We start from the raw sequence: 20054 nt of genomic DNA on the forward strand, positions 1-20054 counted from the left end.
TGGCGTGCGTCCCGGTGGACAGCGAGGCCGTGCTCAGCCGCGGCGAGCAGTCCGGACGGACCCCGCGCCGGCCCTGCCGAGGAAGGCGACATGACCACCCAACTCACCGAAGAACCCGCTGAGGTCACGGCCGAGGCGGCCCGGGCCACCCTGCCCGGCCGGGCCGCGGCGGCCACGCTGGGGCACACCCATGACGTGGTCCCGCTCTACCAGGAGTTCCTGGCCGACGGGGTCAGCCCGGTCACCGCGTTCGCCGCGCTGTGCGGACCGGACGAGCCCGGTTTCCTGCTGGAGAGCGTGCCCGTGTCGGGCGGGGTCGCCCGCTACTCCTACGTCGGCCACCGGCCCGCCCGCATCGCCCTGCCCGACGGCGACCCGCTCACCGCGCTGCGCGCCCGGCTCGCCCCGCGCGAGGCCCCCGTCGAGGGGCTCCCGCCCTTCCACGGCGGCGTGGTCGGCTACCTCGGCTACGAGGCGGCACGCCACTTCGAGGAACTCCCCGTCGCCGGGGACGCGACCGGCCTGCCGGAATCCGCGTTCCTGGCGGTGGACGACCTGGTGGTCTTCGACCACGCCACCCGCCGGGTCCTGCTGATCACCCTGCACCGGCCCGCCCTGGAGTCCTACGACACCGCCGTCGCCCGGATCGTGCGCCTCGGCGGCCGGCTGCGCGCCGCTGGCCCGGCGCCCGGCTTCTCCGGCCGCCCGCTGCAGCCCACCGACAGGGCGGCGGACGCGGACACCGCAGGCTGGACGGCCGACCTGACGGAGAGCGAGTTCACCGAGCGGGTCGAGCGGGCCCGGGCCCACATCGCGGCCGGGGACGCCTTCCAGATCGTGCTCTCCCGGCGGCTCACTCGGCGGCTGACCGTGCCGCCGCTCGACCTGTACCGGCACCTGCGGGCGACCAACCCGTCGCCGTACATGTACCTCCTGAGCCTGGGGCGGGGACGGCACGTCATCGGAGCCTCGCCGGAACTGCTGGTCAAGGCGGACGGCGACCGCGTGCAGACCCGCCCGCTGGCCGGCACCCGCCCCCGCCACCCGGACCCCGCGACGGACCTGGGGCTGGAGCGGGAACTGCTCGCCGACGAGAAGGAACGCGCGGAGCACGTCATGCTCGTCGACCTCGGGCGCAACGACCTCGGCCGGGTCACCGAGCCCGGCACCGTCCGCGTCGACCACCTCATGCGCGTCGAGCGCTTCTCGCACGTGATGCACCTGTCCTCGACCGTCTCCGGCCGGCTCGCCCCCGGCCGTACCGTGCTGGACGCCCTGCGGTCCACCTTCCCCGCCGGCACCCTGTCCGGGGCGCCCAAGATCCGCGCCATGGAGATCATCGCCGAGCTCGAACCCCAGCAGCGCGGCGTCTACGGCGGAGCCGTCGGCTTCGCCGGGTACGACGGCCTGGCCGACTTCGCGATCGCCCTGCGCACCATGGTCGTCGCCGACGGGCACGTGCACGTCCAGGCGGGCGCCGGGATCGTCGCCGACTCCGATCCCGCCGCCGAGTTCCGCGAGACCCTGCACAAGTCCGGCGCGATGATCGCGGCCGTGCACCGCGCGGAGCGGGAGGCCCGGTGACGACCGCCCCCGGCACCGCCCCGGACCGGTCCGCCCGCCCCCGGGTCGCGGTGATCGACAACTACGACTCCTTCACGTACAACCTCGTGCACTACGTCGCCGAACTGGGCGGCGCCCCCACCGTGTTCCGCAACGACGCCACCACGGTCGGCGAACTGGCCGACCACGACCTGCTGCTGATCTCACCCGGCCCGGGCACCCCCGACGGGGCGGGCATCTGCGTGGAGGCCGTGCGCGCCCTCAGCGGCCGGCTGCCGATCCTCGGCGTCTGCCTCGGCCACCAGTGCATCGCGACCGCGTTCGGCGGGACCGTGGCGCGCGGCACCCCCGTGCACGGCAAGACCTCGCCCGTGCACCACGACGGCAGCGGGGTGTTCGCCGGTCTGCCCGACCCCTTCACCGCCACCCGCTACCACTCCCTCGTCGTCGCACCGCACGACCTGCCCGGCGAGCTCCTCGCGGTGGCCGCCACCCCCGACGGCACTCTCATGGGGCTGCGCCACCGCGACCACCCCACCCACGGCGTCCAGTTCCACCCCGAGTCGGTGCTCAGCCCGGACGGGAAACAGCTGATCGCGAACTTCCTGGAGCTCAGCGATGATTGACGTACTGCGCAGCGTCGCGCGACGCCGGCTCACCGAGGACGAGGCCGCCGCGGCCATGCGGCTGATCATGCGCGGCGAGGCCACGCCCGCGCAGATCGCCGGCTTCGCCCTGGCCGTCACCGTACGCGGGGAGTCGGTGGACGACCTGACCGGAATGGCCCGCGCCGCCCTGGAGTTCACCACCCCGCTTCCCGTGGACGGCGACGTGCTGGACACGTGCGGCACCGGCGGCGACGGCCTGAACACCTTCAACATCTCCACCGCCGCCGCCGTCGTGGCCGCCGCGTGCGGCGTGCGGGTCGCCAAGCACGGCAACCGCAGCGCCTCCTCCGCCTGCGGCAGCGCCGATGTCCTGGAGGAACTCGGCGTACGCATCGACCTCGGCCCCGACGAGGCCGCCGCCTGTCTGTCCGCCGCCGGCATCACGTTCCTGTTCGCCCCCGTCTTCCACCCGGCGTTCCGGCACACCGCCGGCCCCCGGCGCGAACTGGGCGCCCGCACCGTCTTCAACCTCCTCGGGCCGCTGCTCAACCCCTCCGGGGCCCGGCTGCGCATCCTGGGCGTGCCCGCCCCGCACCTGGTCGAGCCGATGACCGAGGTGCTGCACCGCCTCGGCGTCAGCCGGGCCCTGGTCTTCCACAGCGAGGACGGCATGGACGAGCTGAGCACCACCAGCCCCGCCCACCTCGTCGAACTGCGCGACGGACACCGCACGGTGCAGCGCTTCGACCCCGCCGGACTGGGCCTGCGGCTGGCCCGCCCCCACGACCTGGCGGGCGGCGACCGCACCGTCAACGCGGCTATCATCCGCCGGGTGCTCACCGGCGAACCCGGACCGGCACGCGACGTCGTCCTGCTGAACGCCGCCGCCGCCCTGCGCGTCGCCGGCGCCGCCGGCACCTGGCACGAAGGGCTGCGCCAGGCCGCCCACGCCGTCGACACCGGCGCCGCCGACACCCTCCTGGCCCACTGGGCCCGCGTCTCCCACACCCCCACGGCAGCCCTGGAGATGCCGGTATGAGCGACATCCTCGCCACCCTCGTGACACAGGCCGAACGGCAGACCGCCCGGCGGCGCGCGGCCCGGCCCGCCGCCGAGACGGAGGCCGCCGCCGCCCTGGCACCGGCACCCCGGGACCTCACCGCGGCCCTGCGGGAACCGGGACTCGCCGTGATCGCCGAGATGAAGCCCCGCAGCCCCTCCAAAGGCCCGCTGACCGACGACTACCGACCGGCAAAACGCGCCCGCTCCTACCGCGAGGGCGGTGCCGCGGCCCTGTCGGTCCTCACCCACGAGGACGGCTTCGGAGGCAGCCCCGAACACCTCCGGGTGGCCCGCGCCGAGAGCGGACTGCCCGTCCTGCGCAAGGACTTCATCACCGACGAGTACCAGCTCCTCGAAGCCCGGGCGCTGGGCGCCGACGCGGTGCTGCTCATCGTGGCCGCCCTGCCCGCGACCCGGCTCGCCGAACTCCTCGCCCGCACCCGCGAACTCGGCATGGAGGCCCTGGTCGAGACGCACGACGCCGACGAGGTCGACACCGCCCTGGCCGCCGGCGCCACCGTCATCGGCGTCAACCACCGCGACCTGCGCGACTTCACCATCGACCGCACCCTGTCCGCACGGCTGCGCCCCCGGATCGGCTCCGGCCGGATCCTCGTCGCCGAGAGCGGCATCCGCGACGCCCACGACGCCCGCGCACTGGCCCGAGCCGGAGTGGACGCGGTGCTCGTCGGGGAGCTGCTGATGCGGGCCGACGACCCCGCCGCCACGATCAAGGAACTGACCTCATGACGCTGCTCCCCGCACCCCCCGTGATGACGCCCCAGGAGTCCTCCGCCCCGCCCCCGCACGGCTGGACCCCCACCTCCTGGCACGACCACCCCGCCGCCCAGCAGCCCGACTACCCCGACCCGCGGGCGCTGCGCCGCGTCACCGAGACACTCGCCCTGCAGCCCCCGCTGGTGCTGCCCGGCGAGATCCTCGACCTGCGGCGCGAACTCGCCGGTGTCGCGGCCGGTGACGGGTTCCTGCTCCAGGCCGGCGACTGTGCCGAGCGGTTCGGCTCCTGCACCGAGGACGGCGTGCGCGGCAAACTGCGGGTGATCCTCCAGCTGGCCATCGTGCTCACCTTCGGCTCCGGCCTGCCCGTGGTGAAGGTCGGCAGGATCGCCGGCCAGTTCGGCAAGCCGCGCAGCAGCCCCACCGAGACCGTCGACGGCGTCGAACTGCCCGCGTTCCGCGGCGACATCGTCAACGGCCCCGAGTTCGACCCGGCCTCCCGCCGGCCCGACGCCGACCGGCTGCTGCGCGCCTACCACCACTCCTCCGCCGCGCTGAACGTCCTGCGCGCCCTGACCCTCGGCGGCTTCGCGGACCTCGGCCAGGTCCACGCCTGGAACCAGGAATCCGTCCGGCGCAGCGCCGCCGGCCGGCGCTACGAGAAGGCGGCCGACGACATCAGCCGGGCCCTGCGGTTCATGTCCGCCTGCGGCGTGGACACCGGCGCCCAGCCCGTCCTGCACCAGACCCGCCTCTACACCTCGCACGAGGCGCTGCTGCCGGCGTACGAGCAGGCGCTGACCCGGTACGACGAACACCGCCGGGCCTGGTTCGGCACCAGCGCCCACCTGCTGTGGATCGGCGACCGCACCCGGCAGCTCGACGGCGCCCACGTGGAACTGCTCTCCGGCGTCGCCAACCCCCTCGGCGTCAAGGTGGGCCCCTCCACCACACCCGAGGACCTGCGCGCGCTGTGCGAGCGACTCGACCCCCACCGCAGCCCCGGCCGGCTGGTGCTGATCACCCGGCTGGGCGCCGGACGCTCCGGCGACCTGCTGCCGCCGTTGCTGCGGGCCGTCCGGGAGGCCGGTCACCTGCCGGTCTGGGCCTGCGACCCCATGCACGGCAACACCTTCGTGTCGCCCGCCGGGTACAAGACGCGCCGTCTGAGCGACATCACCGCCGAGATCGGGGAGTTCTTCGCCGCCCACGCCCAGGAGGGTACCCGCCCCGGGGGACTCCACCTGGAACTCACCGGCGACGACGTCACCGAATGCCTGGGCGGCGAACTCGACGAGATCGTCGACGCCCGCCTCGGCACGCGCTACGAGACCGCCTGCGACCCCCGCCTGAACGCCGCCCAGTCGCTCGAACTCGCCTTCCACAGCGCCGAGATCCTGCGCGCCCACCTCGGCGCCTGACACGGGCCGGCCGCTACCGGCGACTCGGCGAGGCCGGGATGCGCGACCGCTCCTCCCGCCCGCACGCCAGCCCGCGCCGCAGCATCCGCGGGCTCCGCGGGCGCCCCAGGCATCGACCGGGCCGGCTGCTCGCCGACCGCGGCTACGACCACGACACGTACCGGCGCGCTCTCCGGGCCCGCGGCATCACACCCAAGATCGCCCGACGCGGCGTCCCGCACGGCTCCGGCCCGGGCAAGACCCGCTGGGTCCTCGAGCGGACCTTCGCCCGGCTCCACCAGTTCGAACACCTGCGGACCCGCTGCGGGATACGCGCCGACCTCCACCTCGGTCTGCTCCGACTCGCCTGCAGCATCATCTGTTTGAGGAGCCTGCGAACCTCATTCTGAAACGATCAGTTAGCGAGGCGTTCGGCGGGGTTCCCGGCCGGGCGTTGCGCGGGGCCGGCGATCCCCACGGTTCCGGACCGGCGGCGGGGGCTTCACCAGAGCCCGAGTCCGAGTCTGCTTTCGCGTCCACGTTCGACCGAAAAGTCCCTGTCCGAACTGATCGGCGGCCCGTAGAAATGCCTTCTCGGCCTGACCGGCCGCCCGCGATCAGAAGGAGTCACCACAGATGCGTCGCCTTCGTTCCGCCTGTCTGGCCCTCACCGGCACAGCAGCGATGTTCGCCCTGTCCGCCGCGCCCGCCCAGGCCGCTCCCGGTGACGTCTCCACCTCCTGCGCGAGCGTCCTCACACCGGCCGGTTACGTCGACGTCAGCTGGGGCTACAGCAGCAGCTGCGGCACCCAGAGCTTCAGCCCGAACATCAAGCAGATAAAGCAGCTCACCGGTCTGCCGGTCGGCACCGTGGTCAATGCCTGCGCCTCCACCTACCAGCCCGCCGGCTGGGTCCAGACCAGCTCGTACTACACCAGCAGCTGCGTCTATTCCTCGGTCCCCAGCTTCAGCAACAACGCCTGGCAGCTGAAGCGCGTCTCCTGACCCGAAGGTGTGACGAGACCCCTCGTCGAGCGGGGTGAGCACGAAGGCGCCCGCGGGGTGAGCGCGGGCGCCTTCCGGAGCGAAGTCGACGGCGAGGAAAGCGAAAGAACTCGTTTCAGGAAAGGAGTTGAGAAGGAAGTCCCTTCATGGCCTCGCCACGGTCAACGCTAGCACTCAGGCCGGGATCAGGTCGCGGAGATTTTCCGGTGTGATGATCCGGGAGTCCGGGTGCAGCCCCTCGGGGCGTTCGAGACCGATGTACAGCACCGGCTCGTCCGGGACCGGCTCACCGTCCCACAGGTCCACAGCCGTGGTGTCGCCGGACATGAGGCCGACCAGGTGGCGAACCGTCAGGTAATCGCGCTCGACCACGGCGCGCACCACCTTGGACACCGAGACCTGGTTCTCCTCCACCCGGTTGGCCGACGCGATGCCCCTCAGGTACAGGTGCAGCCACTTCGCGTGCCACCGGCCGTCGTCCTCGCGCCGGAACACCAGCGGCAGCGCCACCCGGCCCGCCCCACGGAGATCCGACTTCATCCGCACCGTGCGCGGCTCGAACGGGCGGCCCTTCTGCCCGCCGTCGCGCAGCATGAAACCGAAGAACGACTCCTCGACCTCCTCGAAGCCCTCGCCGGCGTAGATGTTGACCTGCGGAACGATGAAGGTGCTGCGAACCCGGTCCAGGGACAGGTCGATGAATTCCGAGGCTCCTTCGGGCGCCTCGGTGACATCGCCCGAGTGCTTGCCCCCGACGGCCGTCAGGGATGTGTAGGACAGCCAGGAGTCGGTGCTGTAGTCCGTGTGGAGGAGCAGCGCCGAGAGGTCGTAGTCGGTCCGCTGCTCGGCCTCCTTCCAGTACGTGAAGAAGCGCAGCTGTTCGCCCTCGACGGCCGAGACCGAACCGCGCGGCAGGACACCGAGCCCGGCCGCGGTCGCCCTGCCGCTGAGCGGGAGCGCCACGTCGAGGACGTCGGGGCCGAGCAGCAGCCGGCCCGGCGCGGGGAGCCGACGCCGTGTCTCGGCGTCGAGGGCGGCGATCAGACGCTCACGGTCGGCGGCGGGCACGGGCGGCCGTACGTCCGGGGCGACCCAGCCGCGGCCCCGGCGGTTGACGAAGATCCGGGGCTCGGCCGTCTCCCGCTCCCGGTTCTGGAAGTGCTCGCGGACCGAGAGCACGACCCGGCCGGAGACCCGGGGAGCGACCTCCACCGCGGCGGCCACCACCGCGTCCCGCTCCCCCTGGTCGGCGGCGATGCGCAGCAGGAGGTCCAGGGCGCGGAACAGCTTGCCGGGAGCGGACTTCAGCAGCCGCGTCGCACCGAGGACGTCGTAGTCGTCGAGCAGCTTCTCGAGACGGCTGTCGAAGGACCGGGCCTCCTTCTCGCCCCGTGCCACGGCGAACACGTCGGCGGCGTGCGGCCAGCGGGGGTACTCGTGCGGGTGGAGATGCTCACCGAGCCGTTTGAAGGGCTCGCGGTGCGCGTGCACGTCGGCCAGCTTGGCGGGGTTCGCCGCGACCACGGCGTCGAGGCCCGCGAGCAGCGCACGGCGGACCGGCCGCGACAGGGCACGGAACCGGGTCGGTTCCCGCAGCGTCACGTCGCCGCCCGACAGGGCGCACGCCAGCCGCAGCACATCGGTGACGGTGTCCAGCAGGAGGTCCGCGCCGACGGCGAGACGGGCTTCGTTGACCACCGCCCGGTTCTCCCGCACCGGGATCGACTCCGGCTGCAGGCCGAGGGCGCACCGCTCGGCGAGGATCCTGAGGTCGCCCAGGTGCTCCTCGCCCAGCGGCGTCGGGCTGCCCGCCAGGGCCAGGTACAGGTCCGTGAGTTCGTCGTCCAGGTCCCGCCCGAGGTGCAGGACGGTCACCCGGTCGCCGGCCGAGGCGATCAGTTCGTCCTGCGCCGCGAGCATCTCCTCGTAGGTGTGCTGGTAGCGGCCGTACACAGGAAGGCTGAGCAGGTCCAGCACTCCGTGCGCCAGCTGGGTCAGCACGTTCTCGCGCGAGGCGTCGTCGGCGAGCGCCTTCGTCACGCACCGCATCCAGAACTCCTCGGTGTCCGGCACGTTCGCCGGGAAGTCGATGAAGTACGTGTTGTGCCGGACGTGGTCGCCCACCATCTCGCTCACGGTGCGCAGCGTCCGCCTGGCCGTGTGCACGACCGCGGCCTCGGACAGCCTTGACAGCCGCTCCAGCAACTCCGACGACAGCTTGAAGCCCACGGACGCCAGCGCCGCGTCGAACTGCCGTGCGGCGGTGGCTCCTTCACCGGCGGAGCCCTTGGGAGAGGGAAGGCGGTGCGTGTGCCGGATGACCAGCGATTCGAGACGGTGCGCCATCCGGGGATGATCGCAGAGGTGTGCGAGCCGGTGCACGGGAGTTTTCCGCACGCCCCGTCCGCACGCCCCGTCCGGACGTCCTGGAACCGAACCGCTGACGGGTCCCGGTCGCCGCCGAGCGGGACGCCGTACGATCCGCGCCCGGGCAGCCGCATGCCTCCCGTGGGGAGCCGGGAGGTGCGGCGGGCCCGGCCGTCCACGCAGACCGGCACGGCCCAGCAAGGGGAGCCTCGCCCGGGGGCGTGACCCGCACTCCCACCATGCATCACGAACCAGCCGGCGGAATAGATCGCGGCCGAAAATAGTCGGTGTACGGGCCCCGGGGGATGGCCGGGCGCCGCACCTGGCCCGGTGCCCGTTGACGGAGTCGTTCCGAGTTCTGTCCGGCCGATCCTGCGACCACTGGGCTGCGCCGATGGAACGCCTGCCCGACGTGCCCGAGAGCTCCGCCCGGTCCGCAGGTCCTGCCCGGGTGAACGACTACGACAGTTTCGCCGAGGCCTACTCGGCGGAGAACGAGCACAACCTCGTGAACGCGTACTACGAGCGGCCCGCGATGTCGGCCCTCGCCGGAGACGTGACCGGCCGCCGGATCCTGGACGCCGGCTGCGGCTCGGGCCACCTGTCCGCCGCGCTCCACGACCGCGGTGCGGTCGTCACCGGCATCGACGCCGGCGCCGGGATGCCGGCGTCGGCCAGGAGACGGCTGGGGGACGACGCGGACCTGCACGTGGCCGACCTGAACGACCCCCTGCCGTTCGCCGACGGTGCGTTCGACGACGTGGTCGCGTCGCTGGTGCTGCACTACCTGGAGGACTGGGGACCGGCGCCGGCCGAGATACGGCGCGTGCTCAGGCCCGGTGGCCGGCTGATTGCGTCGGTGGACCATCCTTTCGTCGCGTACACGATCACGGATCCTCGGCCAGACTGCTTCGCGACCACCGGCTGCACCTTCCACTGGGCCTTCAACGGGCAGTCCGTCCCCATGAAGTTCTGGCGCAAGCCGTTGCACGCGATGATCGACGCCTTCACCACCGCCGGCTTCCGCCTCACCGCCCTCAGCGAGCCGCAGCCCGACCCGGCCGCCCGGGAACTGTTCCCCGACGGCTTCCACGACCTTTCGGCCGGACCCTGCTTCCTGTTCTTCGTCGTCGAGGTACCGCCCACGACCTGCGGGCGCGTACGCCGGCCCTCGTGACCGTGGCCGGGAAGGCCGAGCACGCCGCACGGTACTGCGCATCATCATGCTCTCCGATGGCGCGGTCGTCCGACGAGATGGGTTTGGGTGCGATCGGGTGGTCCGTCGCCGGTACTGCAACTGCCGACCGTCCGAACCGCCTCCTGGACACCGGACGAACGCCGATGTTGGAGGTTGGTTGTATGCAGGAGTGGAACTACTCACCGACCGCCGTGACGGTGCCTCAGCTGATCCTGGACCCCTACCGCTGCGGTGTCGATGCGAACACGACTCTCGACGGAGCGGACACGGGTGGGCAGTGGGGTGACGAGGACTGGCGGGTACCACCCCGGGCGCGGGCCGAGGGGAAGGAGGAGGCACCGTCGCGTGCCCCCGAACCGAGCCGGCCGTCACCCCTGCCTCCGGCCGACTGCCGCCGTCTGGAACTGCACGCGGCACTCGTCCGGGCAGGAGTCGCGCCCGCGCCCGGAGACCTGCACGCCGTGGAAGCGGTGAGCGCCCTGGACGACACCGTCAACGACGCCGTCCGACGCTGGATCGCGGCGCACTGAGCCCAGTCGCGAACGCGGAGCCGGTTCGGGCCGGCAGTGGCTCCGAACGAGTCCTTCTCCGGCCGGTGGGCGCCCACGCCGCGGTGGTGGTGGACGCGCTCCTCCTTCCCGGCTCCGTACCCCGGGCGCACGGACAGGGGACAGGGCCACCTCGGCGACGTTGGTCCTGCTCGGTCGGAACGGCCGGACACCGAGAATGACGCATCTCCCCGGGGACCTGCTCCTCGAGGACGCCTGACCCCGGCCGTCTCCGGCGGAGCCGGACCGCCGAGGCGAGGTGCGGCCACGTCGATTCTCCGTTAGGGAAGACGCCCGCCTCGGTCCGGAGCGGTTGCATAGGATCTCCGGCATGGCACTGCGACCTGTTCAGGTGAACATCAAGGCTCTTGACGACGAGGCGGTCGGCCGGTTCTGGGCGGAGGCGCTCGGCTGGAGTCTTTCCAGCGAGGGACCCGGCGTGACCAACGTCCAACCCGGCGGCGACTTCGTCTGGCCGGACCCGGTCGCCGTCTGTATGGACGTGGTCGCCGTTCCGGAGCCCAAGACGGCGACGAAGAACCGTGTGCACCTCGATCTCGCCACCACCTCCGCGGCCCATCAGGCGGAGTGGGTCGCGCGTCTGAGGGATCTCGGTGCGACGCCCGTCGACGTGGGTCAGGGCGAGGTGCCGTGGACGGTGCTCGCCGACCCGGAGGGCAACGAGTTCTGCGTGCTGGAGCCCCGGGAGATCCACCGGGACACCGGGCCGATCGCCGTGGTGGTGGTCGACTGCGCGGACCCGCGGGCCATGGCCCGGTTCTGGGGTGCGGCGACGGACTGGACTCTGCACGAGGTGACCGACGACCACGCGGTGCTGCGCTCCGCCCAGGGTGTCGGCCCCTACCTCGAGTTCCTGCGCACGTCCGGCGCGAAGACCGTGCCGGACCGCGTCCACCTCGACCTGCTGCCCTACCCCGGTGACGACAAGGCTGCGGAGGTCGCCCGGCTGCGGGCCCTCGGTGCCACCGACCTCGACCTCGGCCAGGGCGACGTGCCCTGGACCTGCCTGGCCGACCCGGAGGGCCACGAGTTCTGCGTCCTGGGCTCGTCCTGACGCGGAGCCTCGGCGAGCCGCTGGTGCCGAAGGCGGAGTGAAGGTCCTGGCAGCACGGCGGTGGCACCAGCGGGATGCAGCTCCGCCCCGTGCACGCCGTCGGGGAGCCCGTGCACGCCGTCGGGGAGACGGCCGGCAGCGACCTGCCCCTCCTGCCCGGCCCGGCGAGGAGACCGGTGCGGGCCCGAAGGTGGTGGGCGATGGCACGGCAGAGGGGAACCGCGGTGCCGTCGGCAGCCACCACCCGCGGGTACCCGGCGTGCGGACGGCCCGGCAGAGCCTCATCTCGCAGCCCCGACGTGGTGCCCCTCGCCGCCGGACGGCCCTGCTCGGCGATGTCCGGAAGCAGCGGGGCCGCGACCACAGCCGCGGGGAACACAGCGGCACCGTGACCGTGACGGGCGGCACGATCCGGTTCGTACCAGTGGGGACGGCCCGGTACGGCACCCCGGTCCACCGCGTCGGCCTCGGCCGGCACGGCAGCGTCCTCGTACGGGGCCGCCACCCGCCGGCCGAGCCCGACGAGGCCCGGGAAGCCGTTCCGTCACGCCGACGGAGTCCTGCTAGCGGTTGACGGCTCTCATCCCCGCCTCGTCGTACCGCTCGCCCGCCGCCTCGGGCAGCTCCGCGTCGATGCGGGCCAGGTCGTCCTCGGTCAGCACGATGTCGACCGCGGCAGCGTTCTGTTCGAGGTAGGTGCGGCGCTTGGTGCCCGGGATCGGCACCAGGTCCTCGCCCCGGGCCAGCACCCAGGCGATGGCCAGCTGGGCCGGGGTCACCTCCTTCTCGGCGGCGATCTCCTTCACCTTCGCCGCCAGCCGGAGGTTCGCCTCCAGGTTGGCTTCCTGGAAGCGCGGGTTCTCGCGGCGCCAGTCGTTCGCGTCCAGCTCGTCCGGTGAGGTGAACCGCCCGGCGAGGAAACCGCGGCCGAGCGGCGAGTACGGCACGAAGCCGATGCCCAGCTCACGGCAGGTCGGCAGCACCTCGGCCTCCACGTCCCGTGACCACAGCGAGTACTCGCTCTGCACCGCGGTGACCGGGTGCACGGCGTGCGCGCGCCGGATGGTCTCCGCGCTCGCCTCGCTCAGGCCGATGCACCGCACCTTGCCCTCGGCGACCAGCTCGCCCAGCGCGCCGACCGTCTCCTCGATCGGTACGTTCGGGTCGACCCGGTGCTGGTAGTACAGGTCGATGTGGTCGGTCCCCAGACGCTTCAGGGAACCGTGGACCGAGCTCCGGACGTGCTCGGCCGAGCCGTCCTGCGGGCCGACCGTGCTGATGTCGCCGGGTACCGCGTCGTCCATCCGGTAGTTGAACTTCGTTGCGATCACGTACTCGTCGCGATGCCCCCGGATCGCCTCGCCGACGAGCGACTCGTTGGTGAGCGGCCCGTACATCTGGGCGGTGTCGAGGAAGTTCACCCCGAGGTCGAGGGCGCGCCGGACGGTCGCGATCCCCTCCTCCCGGTCGGTGGATCCGTAGAAGGCGGACATGCCCATGCACCCCAGGCCGATGGCCGATACCCGGAGGTCCCGCAGACTGCGCTTCCGCATGCCGTGTTCCTGCCTTTCCCTGCGCACTCGTTCGTCGTTCGTTGTCCGTCGTCGGGGCGGCACGAAGCCCCGCATCCGTCCAGCGACGGATTCCACCGTCCGGCATCCCGTGAGGAGTTCCGGCCGGGACGGGCTCCGCGCGCCGCGGTGTCTGCGACGCTACGACCTGGAGCGCACTCCAGCGCAAGTCGACTGTTCAGCCGGACCGGGCCCCCGCCGGCCACAGGGCGGTGGCGGCGCGGACCAGCCCCGCGACCGCCGACGGGCGGCTGTGCGGGGGCCGGGCGATGACCGCGGTGACGCGGGGCGCGTCAGGGCCCGGTACGGCGATGAGGCCCTCGCGCAGCCCGGTGCGGCCCGGCTCCGGGACGACCGCGCAGGCCCGGCCGACGGCGATGAGCCGGGGGAGCCGGGTGTGGTCGCGCACCTGCGGGCCGAAGCCGTTCGGGAAGGTGCCGTCGGGACGCGGCCGACGGGGGAGGGACAGGCCGGGAAGACCGGTGACCTCGGCGAGCCGCAGGCGGGGGCGCCCGGCCGCGGCGCGGGCGGCCCGGCGGGTGCGCCGCTCGGCCGCCTCCACGGCGTCCAGCGCCGCCCGCGCCCCCGCAGCAGTACCGCCCCGGTCTCGGTCAGGGTGACGCCCCGGCTGCCGCGCTCCAGGAGGGCGGCGTCCAGGCACCGTTCGAGCCCTACCGGCCGTCCGTGACAGCGGGGGCTGGGCGATCCCGAGCCGCCGCGCGGCCCGGCCGAAGTGCAGCTCCTGGGCGACCGCGGCGAATTACCGCAGCTCACGTGTTTCCGCCCCGTCGGCGCAACCGGCCGGCCGCGGGACGGCACCCGGGCGGTGTCGCCGCCCGCCTGATCGGACTCGGACGCCCCGCCGGGTGCGGGAGAAGGAACGACGTCATGAGCGAGACGAACATCGTGAAACGACAGAAGGTCGCGCTGGTGACCGGCACCCGCACCATCTCCTCGGCGCCGCCGGGCCTGGTGGCACGGAAGTGGAGGCGGACGCCGCCGGCCGGGCGGCACACCGCCTCCCCGGCCTCCGGGTGCATCTCCCCGCGGTGGGCGTTGACGTCGTCGGTCTCCACCTGGAAGGCCGCGATCCGCCAGGCGGCGGAGTCGCTGCCGGTCATCTGCCGTTCGGCGGCTCGGACACCGCCGTCGGCCCACGGCATGGTAACGGCTGTTACCATGCCGGTATGGCAAAGACGCAGTTGGGTGCACGCGTGGACGAGGACGTCGCGGAACTCGCGAAGAAGCGCGCCGCCGACCTGGGGCTGAGCATCGGGGACTACCTCGCCAGGCTGGTGCAGGACGATGCCAGCGGCCTGCGCGCACGTGCGGTGGACGCGGCCGCCCACTTCCTCGCCGAACACCAGACGGTCTTCGACGAGGCCGAGGACGCTCAGCAGTCCTCTCGGGGAGCGCGCGCCGCCTGATGGATCTGCACATCGACGTTCCCTGGATCCTTCAGGTCGCCGAGGCGGCCGGCGCCGACGACCCGGCTCCCGACGACTACGGTGTGCCCGCCTCGGCGGTCGCCCGCCATCGGGCCCGACTGTTCGAGCAGCCCGTCTACGACGGGCCCTACGCCAAGGCGGCCGCCCTGGTGCACACGCTGGGCCGCTGCCGCTGGCTGGAGCGCTCCAACATGGCCGTCGCCGCCGCCACCGGCGTCATGTACCTCGAGGCCGCGGGAATTCCCGTCAAGCCCGTCCGTGAGGACGCCGTCGCCCTCAAGGACCTGCTCCTCGACCCCGCCTGCACCGCCGGGAAGATCGCGGCTCTGCTGCGGACCTGGCCCACCGCCACCTGACGGCCGCCTCCGGTTTCGTGCGCGGCCGTCGCGCCGGCCCGCCTTCCGCCCCCCGGCGGCGAGATCACCGGGCGCCCGAAAGGCGCCTTTTGTCCCTCATGTTGGGCTTGGTTGGCACCCGCCCGGATACCCGGCCGGCATGGTACGGACACTGAGAAGACACGGCAGGCACGGCATACGCACCGAGGCCGACCGCGAGGCCGAGGCCGGGCGCGAGGCCGAGGCCGGGCGCGAGGCCGAGACCGGGCGGGGTACGGGTGCCGGGACGGATGGGCAGGCGGAACGGAGGGCGCCGGACACCCCGACGGACATGCCCAAGCGCTCCTGGAAGGCGGTGCTCGAAGGCACCCTCGAGGAGTTCAAGAAGGACGAGCTGACCGACCGGGCCGCAGCACTCACCTATTACGGGATCCTGGCGCTGTTCCCCGCGCTCCTGGCGCTGGTCTCCTTGCTCGGGATCGTCGGGCAGTCGGTGACGCAGCAGGTGCTGGACAACATCCAGAAACTCGCCCCGGGCGCGGCCCGGGACGTGCTGCGCAACGCGGTGCAGCAGATGCAGGGCAACGGCGGCCTCGGCTCCCTCGTGGCCGTCGTCGGCCTGGCGCTCGCGATCTGGGCGGCGTCCGGCTACGTCGCCGCCTTCATCCGGTGCGCGAACGCGGTCTACGACGTCCCCGAGGGGCGTCCGGTGTGGAAGGTGCTGCCGGTTCGGGTCGGGGTGACCGTCGTGCTGATGGTCATCGCCGTCATCAGTGCGGTGATCGTGGTCTTCACCGGCAGTCTGGCGCGACAAGTGGGCACCACGCTGGGTGTCGGGGACACCTTCCTGACGGTGTGGTCGATCGCGAAGTGGCCGGTGCTCGTGCTCCTGGTCACGATCATGATCGCGATCCTGTACTGGGCGACGCCCAATGCCAAGGTGCGCGGCTTCCGCTGGGTCACGCCCGGCAGCTTCCTGGCCCTGCTGATCTGGATGATCGCCTCGGCGGGGTTCGCGTTCTACGTGGCGAATTTCGGCTCGTACAACAAGACCTACGGTGCTCTCGCCGGCGTGATCATCTTCCTGGTGTGGCTGTGGCTCACGAATCTGGCGATCCTGCTGGGGCTGGAGTTCGACGCGGAGATGAACCGCCGGCGCGCCGTCACGGCAGGCCATCCGGCCGAACAGGAGCCCTACGTGGAGCCGCGCGACACCAGCAAGTGGGACGAGGAGGACCGCCGCCGTCTGGACTCCTGAGGCGGTCCCCTTCCGTGAGGGACGGTCCTCTCGGGGCCGCCGGGGCGTCGCTCGTCGGCGGTCCGCGGTTTCACGGGCGTCGCGGCACAAATTCTGTCGCCGTCGACGCAGAAATCCGATTCATGTGCGGTGAGGGTATGTCGGTGGACGGCCCGAGAAACGGCGGCGGTTTTTGTCGGGGCTCGCTCGGGCGGTTATTCCGTGCTACGGTTCTTCCAGTTGCAGTTGTGGTTCCCGAAAACTTCAAGTGCTCCTGCCGTCCTCCAGATCGGCAGGTGCGCTTTTTAATGCCGGTTTTTATTCCGGACGGGGTCATCATCACGGCGACGCGGGACATGCACAGTGCGGGTCCCACGGGTAATGCCCCAAAGGAGATATGACATGGCTACTGGCACCGTGAAGTGGTTCAACGCGGAAAAGGGCTTCGGCTTCATCGAGCAGGACGGCGGCGGCGCCGACGTCTTCGCCCACTACTCGAACATCGCCGCCTCCGGCTTCCGTGAGCTGCAGGAGGGCCAGAAGGTGAGCTTCGACGTCACGCAGGGCCAGAAGGGCCCGCAGGCGGAGAACATCGTTCCCGCCTGATCGCGGCACGCACGTAACGGCTGGGCCCGCACCGATCGGTGCGGGCCCAGCCGTTTGCCGGCTGCTCGGCGGATCCGTGGAGCGGTCGATTCGTCCGCGCAATCGAAAATTCCGCTCCGGTAAAATCTGAATCCGGATTTCGTGTTACCGTCCCATTGAATTCACTCGGTGCTCCGCAAGTGTCGGGCGCGATTCGGCGCCTGTGTCCTCGGTGTGTCGGCGTGCGGTGTGAGACATCCGCTGCACATCTGACCGGCTGCGACAGGGAGGGAAGAAATGGCGACTGGCACGGTGAAGTGGTTCAACGCGGCACGGGGTTTCGGTTTCATCGAGCAGGACGGCAATGGCGCGGACGTGTACGCCCACTACTCCTACATCGCCGATCACGGGCTCGTGGGCCTCCTGGCGGGCCAGAGGGTGACGTTCGACGCCGTGTACGGACGGAAGTGCCCGTACGCGGAGAACATCGTCACCTGAGGGCTGCGAGGCCACGCCGCCACGGCCGGCACCGTCGTCGACGACCCGTGTGCGATCCGCTCCACCGGTGCCACCGCCCCCGGTGATCCGCGCCGCCAGGTCCTTCGTCGATTCGCTCACCGCCGATCAGAGGTCGGCCGCCCTCTTCGACGTCGACTCCGGCCAGTGGCTCGACCGGACCGACGTCGACTCCAACGACCGTGAGGGCGTCGTCCCGCGCGACCGCCTCCGTGAGCCCGGATCCGGTCCGCACTCACGGAGGCGGACCGGTTGCCGCCCTCGACGCGGAAGGGCACCGCTCGGCAGCGGGCGGCGCGGCCCCTCAGGTGCGGTTCTGTGCCGGTGCGGGCAGTGATGCCGGTTCCGGCCCGGTGATCCGCGCCGTCGCGCGGCGGGGGAGCAGCAGCGGAGTCGCCAGCAGCAGTACGCCGGCCAGGCCGATGGCCGTCCGCGGGCCCAGCAGGCTTCCCAGCACACCCCAGACCGCCGTCAGGAGTGCGATCGAGGCCTTGGTCGTCACCGCCCAGGCCGACAGCGTGCGGGCGACCCGGCCGGTCGCGGTGCGCTCGAGCCGGCAGGTCGCGTGGACGGGATTGAAGACCCCGCAGCAGAAGATGAGCCCCAGTTCGACGCCCATCACCAGCAGCAACCCTGCGGTGCCAGGCCCCAGGAGGGCCAGGCCGACGGGCCACACCGCACGCAGCGTCCCGAACACGAGCAGGACCTGCCGCTGCCCGAACCGCGTGACCAGCGGTGGCGCCAGCCGCGAACCGAGCAGCCCGCCGACCGAGGGCACCGCGAAGGCCAGCCCGTACTGCCACGGAGCGAACCCGAGCCGGCCGAGCATCAGGACGGCCAGCAGCGGCGAGACGGCCATCACCAGGCCGTTGAACAAGGCGGTGTTGAGGAACAGCGGACGCAGCGTCGCGTCGGCGAGGATGTACCGCCAGCCGTCGAGCAGGTCCCCGGCCCGCATGCGCGCGGTCTCCCGGCGCTCGGGCCGGAGCTCGTGCCCGCCCATCGCGCGGAGGCCGAGGGCCGACAGCAGGTAGCTGACCGCGTCGGCCACCACCGTCGCCACCGGGCCGAGGAGCCCGATCGCCGCGCCGCCCAGCGGCGGTCCGACGATCGTGCTCGTCCAGGCCGTCGACTCGAAGCGGGCGTTGGCGACGAGCAGGTCCCCGGCCGGCAGCAGCGTCTTGAGGTACGCGCCGGAGGCGGCGCGGAAGGTGATGTCGGCCGCCGCGACGACGACCGAGACCAGCAGGAGCTGAAGGAGGGTGAGCACGCCGAGCGCGAATGCCGCGGGGATCGTCAGCAGCGCCGCGAACCGCACCAGGTCCGTCGCGATGAGCACCGGCCGCTTGCGCCGGAACTCCACCCACGGGCCGAGCGGCACCGCCACCGCCGCGCCCACCGCCGCCCCCGCGGAGGCGAGTGCCGCGACCTCGGCCGGCCCGGCGTGCAGCACCTGGACGGCGATCAGCGGGAACGCGCCGAAGGCGAGCCATGTGCCGAGCGTGCTCGTTGCGTAGGCCCCCCAGAGCCACCCGAACCGCCGCCCCAGCCGGTGCCCGCTCTCCACGTCCGACGCCCCCACCCCTCATCCGCACAACCGACAAGCGATCGGATGCATCAAAGCGAAGCCGCCGACCGAGAATCAAACAACGGGCGGGCCATCAGTCACAACCAGACGTTGTGGCTCTAGGGTGTCGGCATGGATCTCGACACCGTCCGGACGTTCGTCGCCGCCGCCGACGCGGGACAGTTCCGGGAGGCCGCCACCGAGCTGGCCGTCACCCAGCAGGCCGTCTCCAAGCGCATCGCCGCGCTGGAGCGCACCCTCGGAGTACGGCTGTTCACCCGGACCGCGCGCGGAGCCGAGCTCACCATCGACGGGCAGGCGTTCCTGCCCCACGCGCGCGAACTGCTGCGCGTGGCCGAGCGCGCGGTCACATCCGTGCGCACCGGCCGCCGTCCACTGCGCGTCGACATCATCGCCTCACGCGGCGCGGCGTCGGGACTCATGCGCGGCTTCCACCGCGCGCACCCCGAGATCGATCTCGACGTGGTGATGCTCCTCGACATCGAGACCGCCGTCGCCGCCGTCCGCTCCGGCACGATCGACGCGTCCTTCCGCGCGGTCGCCGCGCCCGGCAGGCCCCTGCCGGAGGACATCGAGTCGGTCCGAGTGCTCGACGAGCCGCTCCAGCTCCTCACCGGCCCCGCCCACGCGCTGGCGGGCGCCCGGTCGGTGAACCTCGCACGACTCGCCGGACACCGGATCTGGATGCCCGGCATCGTCCCCGGCACCGAGTGGGCCGCCTACTACGACGACCTCGTGGCCGAGTTCGGCCTCACCATCGAGGCCACCGGCCCCAACTTCGGCTCCGACGCCCTCCTCGACACCGTCGCCGACACCCCGGCCCTGGCCACCTTCATGGGCGGACAGACACGCCTGGTGTGGCCCTCGGGCCACGGCCTGCGCCGCATCCCGGTGACCGATCCGACGCCCGTCTATCCGCACTCGCTCCTGTGGCACCGCGACAACCCCCACCCGGCGCTGGGCACCCTCCGCGCCCACCTCACCGCCACCGCGGCCGGCCACGACGCCGCCGGGACCTGGACGCCCGGCTGGGTGCTTCCGCACTGACCGCCGCCGTGACCTCGCTCACGTCGCCGAACGGGCGGACGGGCGGACGGCGCTTTGTCCGCCGCCGCGAGCAGGAGCGCGACGGCTCACCGCCCGCCTCATGCGGCACACCGGCGGCCCGGCGCGGCAGGACCCGCCCGACGTCCCGTGGAGAGGAGCCGGA

19 protein-coding genes and 2 pseudogenes are annotated in these 20054 nt (G+C 72.4%); 16 read left to right on the forward strand and 5 right to left on the reverse strand.

All coding sequences use genetic code 11. The features are described from left to right. Nucleotides 1-90: 90 nt before the first annotated feature. The 7 genes and pseudogenes from ACIP5W_RS23785 to ACIP5W_RS23815 all read left to right on the forward strand — a co-directional run bounded on the left by ACIP5W_RS23785 (nt 91) and on the right by ACIP5W_RS23815 (nt 6376). Complete coding sequence (locus tag ACIP5W_RS23785; RefSeq protein ID WP_401476976.1) at nt 91-1584, forward strand: anthranilate synthase component I family protein; 1494 nt, start codon at nt 91-93, stop codon at nt 1582-1584. Beyond that, complete coding sequence (locus tag ACIP5W_RS23790) at nt 1581-2189, forward strand: anthranilate synthase component II (RefSeq protein WP_401476979.1); 609 nt, start codon at nt 1581-1583, stop codon at nt 2187-2189. Before ACIP5W_RS23785 ends, ACIP5W_RS23790 begins: the two co-directional genes overlap by 4 nt. Next, nucleotides 2182-3210 carry an anthranilate phosphoribosyltransferase gene (trpD, locus tag ACIP5W_RS23795; protein ID WP_401476982.1) on the forward strand — a complete coding sequence of 343 codons (1029 nt, stop codon included), beginning with the start codon at nt 2182-2184 and terminating at the stop codon, nt 3208-3210. Before ACIP5W_RS23790 ends, trpD begins: the two co-directional genes overlap by 8 nt. Continuing rightward, complete coding sequence (gene trpC / locus ACIP5W_RS23800; RefSeq protein WP_401476985.1) at nt 3207-3983, forward strand: indole-3-glycerol phosphate synthase TrpC; 777 nt, start codon at nt 3207-3209, stop codon at nt 3981-3983. The genes trpD and trpC overlap by 4 nt, the downstream gene beginning before the upstream one ends. A gap of 23 nt (nt 3984-4006) precedes the next feature. Beyond that, nucleotides 4007-5392 (forward strand): class II 3-deoxy-7-phosphoheptulonate synthase, encoded by a 1386-nt coding sequence (locus ACIP5W_RS23805; RefSeq protein WP_401477254.1) that lies wholly within the window; start codon nt 4007-4009, stop codon nt 5390-5392. A gap of 83 nt (nt 5393-5475) precedes the next feature. Further along, a pseudogene (locus tag ACIP5W_RS23810) lies at nt 5476-5781 on the forward strand (IS5/IS1182 family transposase); the annotation flags it as partial. A gap of 226 nt (nt 5782-6007) precedes the next feature. Next, nucleotides 6008-6376: a hypothetical protein gene (locus ACIP5W_RS23815; RefSeq protein ID WP_401476988.1), complete on the forward strand. Its 369-nt coding sequence runs from the start codon at nt 6008-6010 to the stop codon at nt 6374-6376. Between the two features lie 174 nt (nt 6377-6550). Here ACIP5W_RS23815 and ACIP5W_RS23820 read toward each other — a convergent pair whose 3' ends face one another. Beyond that, entirely contained in the window at nt 6551-8722 is a 2172-nt protein-coding gene (locus ACIP5W_RS23820) for a hypothetical protein (RefSeq protein WP_401476991.1), read from the reverse strand. A 415-nt stretch (nt 8723-9137) separates the two neighbouring features. Here ACIP5W_RS23820 and ACIP5W_RS23825 point away from each other — a divergent pair, with 415 nt between their 5' ends. The 3 genes from ACIP5W_RS23825 (at nt 9138) to ACIP5W_RS23835 (ending at nt 11564) form a co-directional block, all read left to right on the forward strand. After that, entirely contained in the window at nt 9138-9920 is a 783-nt protein-coding gene (locus tag ACIP5W_RS23825; RefSeq protein ID WP_401476994.1) for a class I SAM-dependent methyltransferase, read from the forward strand. Nucleotides 9921-10102: 182 nt separating this feature from the next. Beyond that, nucleotides 10103-10471: a hypothetical protein gene (locus ACIP5W_RS23830; protein WP_401476997.1), complete on the forward strand. Its 369-nt coding sequence runs from the start codon at nt 10103-10105 to the stop codon at nt 10469-10471. A gap of 349 nt (nt 10472-10820) precedes the next feature. Continuing rightward, nucleotides 10821-11564, forward strand: a complete 744-nt coding sequence (locus tag ACIP5W_RS23835) for a VOC family protein (RefSeq protein WP_401477000.1) — start codon at nt 10821-10823, stop codon at nt 11562-11564. Between the two features lie 563 nt (nt 11565-12127). Here ACIP5W_RS23835 and ACIP5W_RS23840 read toward each other — a convergent pair. The 3 genes and pseudogenes from ACIP5W_RS23840 to ACIP5W_RS23850 all read right to left on the reverse strand — a co-directional run bounded on the left by ACIP5W_RS23840 (nt 12128) and on the right by ACIP5W_RS23850 (nt 14316). Then, on the reverse strand, nt 12128-13117 hold the full coding sequence (locus ACIP5W_RS23840; RefSeq protein ID WP_401477003.1) for an aldo/keto reductase: 990 nt from the start codon (nt 13115-13117) through the stop codon (nt 12128-12130). Nucleotides 13118-13313: 196 nt separating this feature from the next. After that, nucleotides 13314-13904 (reverse strand): annotated as a pseudogene (locus tag ACIP5W_RS23845) (LysR family transcriptional regulator). Nucleotide 13905: 1 nt separating this feature from the next. Further along, nucleotides 13906-14316: a hypothetical protein gene (locus tag ACIP5W_RS23850; RefSeq protein ID WP_401477006.1), complete on the reverse strand. Its 411-nt coding sequence runs from the start codon at nt 14314-14316 to the stop codon at nt 13906-13908. Between the two features lie 6 nt (nt 14317-14322). On the opposite strand from ACIP5W_RS23850, the gene ACIP5W_RS23855 reads away from it, so the two are divergent. The 5 genes from ACIP5W_RS23855 (at nt 14323) to ACIP5W_RS23875 (ending at nt 17238) form a co-directional block, all read left to right on the forward strand. Further along, on the forward strand, nt 14323-14562 hold the full coding sequence (locus ACIP5W_RS23855) for a hypothetical protein (RefSeq protein WP_401477009.1): 240 nt from the start codon (nt 14323-14325) through the stop codon (nt 14560-14562). Continuing rightward, a complete protein-coding gene (locus tag ACIP5W_RS23860; RefSeq protein ID WP_401477011.1) occupies nt 14562-14939 on the forward strand; it encodes a fic family toxin-antitoxin system, toxin component in 378 nt (125 codons plus the stop codon). The genes ACIP5W_RS23855 and ACIP5W_RS23860 overlap by 1 nt, the downstream gene beginning before the upstream one ends. A 139-nt stretch (nt 14940-15078) precedes the next feature. After that, on the forward strand, nt 15079-16176 hold the full coding sequence (locus ACIP5W_RS23865) for a YihY/virulence factor BrkB family protein (protein WP_401477014.1): 1098 nt from the start codon (nt 15079-15081) through the stop codon (nt 16174-16176). 381 nt (nt 16177-16557) lie between these two features. Continuing rightward, nucleotides 16558-16761 carry a cold-shock protein gene (locus tag ACIP5W_RS23870; RefSeq protein ID WP_033176667.1) on the forward strand — a complete coding sequence of 68 codons (204 nt, stop codon included), beginning with the start codon at nt 16558-16560 and terminating at the stop codon, nt 16759-16761. Nucleotides 16762-17037: 276 nt separating this feature from the next. Next, nucleotides 17038-17238 carry a cold-shock protein gene (locus ACIP5W_RS23875; RefSeq protein WP_401477017.1) on the forward strand — a complete coding sequence of 67 codons (201 nt, stop codon included), beginning with the start codon at nt 17038-17040 and terminating at the stop codon, nt 17236-17238. A gap of 322 nt (nt 17239-17560) precedes the next feature. Here ACIP5W_RS23875 and ACIP5W_RS23880 read toward each other — a convergent pair whose 3' ends face one another. Then, the gene (locus ACIP5W_RS23880) at nt 17561-18838 is read right to left on the reverse strand and encodes an MFS transporter (protein WP_401477020.1); all 1278 of its coding nucleotides are present in this window, start codon (nt 18836-18838) and stop codon (nt 17561-17563) included. Between the two features lie 117 nt (nt 18839-18955). On the opposite strand from ACIP5W_RS23880, the gene ACIP5W_RS23885 reads away from it, so the two are divergent. Then, a complete protein-coding gene (locus ACIP5W_RS23885; RefSeq protein ID WP_401477023.1) occupies nt 18956-19891 on the forward strand; it encodes a LysR family transcriptional regulator in 936 nt (311 codons plus the stop codon). Nucleotides 19892-20054: the final 163 nt, after the last annotated feature.

Source organism: Streptomyces sp. NPDC088766, from assembly GCF_044750845.1.
Taxonomy (GTDB): Bacteria; Actinomycetota; Actinomycetes; order Streptomycetales; family Streptomycetaceae; genus Streptomyces.

Coding starts and splice junctions, on each gene's coding strand:
- ACIP5W_RS23815 (WP_401476988.1), top strand. CDS start 6,008: ATGCGTCGCCTTCGTTCCGCCTGTCTGGCCCTCACCGGCACAGCAGCG.
- ACIP5W_RS23855 (WP_401477009.1), top strand. CDS start 14,323: ATGGCAAAGACGCAGTTGGGTGCACGCGTGGACGAGGACGTCGCGGAA.
- ACIP5W_RS23840 (WP_401477003.1), bottom strand. CDS start 13,117: ATGCGGAAGCGCAGTCTGCGGGACCTCCGGGTATCGGCCATCGGCCTG.
- ACIP5W_RS23820 (WP_401476991.1), bottom strand. CDS start 8,722: ATGGCGCACCGTCTCGAATCGCTGGTCATCCGGCACACGCACCGCCTT.
- ACIP5W_RS23805 (WP_401477254.1), top strand. CDS start 4,007: ATGACGCCCCAGGAGTCCTCCGCCCCGCCCCCGCACGGCTGGACCCCC.
- ACIP5W_RS23860 (WP_401477011.1), top strand. CDS start 14,562: ATGGATCTGCACATCGACGTTCCCTGGATCCTTCAGGTCGCCGAGGCG.
- ACIP5W_RS23870 (WP_033176667.1), top strand. CDS start 16,558: ATGGCTACTGGCACCGTGAAGTGGTTCAACGCGGAAAAGGGCTTCGGC.
- ACIP5W_RS23835 (WP_401477000.1), top strand. CDS start 10,821: ATGGCACTGCGACCTGTTCAGGTGAACATCAAGGCTCTTGACGACGAG.
- ACIP5W_RS23825 (WP_401476994.1), top strand. CDS start 9,138: ATGGAACGCCTGCCCGACGTGCCCGAGAGCTCCGCCCGGTCCGCAGGT.
- ACIP5W_RS23875 (WP_401477017.1), top strand. CDS start 17,038: ATGGCGACTGGCACGGTGAAGTGGTTCAACGCGGCACGGGGTTTCGGT.
- ACIP5W_RS23885 (WP_401477023.1), top strand. CDS start 18,956: ATGGATCTCGACACCGTCCGGACGTTCGTCGCCGCCGCCGACGCGGGA.
- trpD (WP_401476982.1), top strand. CDS start 2,182: ATGATTGACGTACTGCGCAGCGTCGCGCGACGCCGGCTCACCGAGGAC.
- ACIP5W_RS23865 (WP_401477014.1), top strand. CDS start 15,079: ATGGTACGGACACTGAGAAGACACGGCAGGCACGGCATACGCACCGAG.
- ACIP5W_RS23785 (WP_401476976.1), top strand. CDS start 91: ATGACCACCCAACTCACCGAAGAACCCGCTGAGGTCACGGCCGAGGCG.
- ACIP5W_RS23850 (WP_401477006.1), bottom strand. CDS start 14,316: ATGGTAACAGCCGTTACCATGCCGTGGGCCGACGGCGGTGTCCGAGCC.
- trpC (WP_401476985.1), top strand. CDS start 3,207: ATGAGCGACATCCTCGCCACCCTCGTGACACAGGCCGAACGGCAGACC.
- ACIP5W_RS23830 (WP_401476997.1), top strand. CDS start 10,103: ATGCAGGAGTGGAACTACTCACCGACCGCCGTGACGGTGCCTCAGCTG.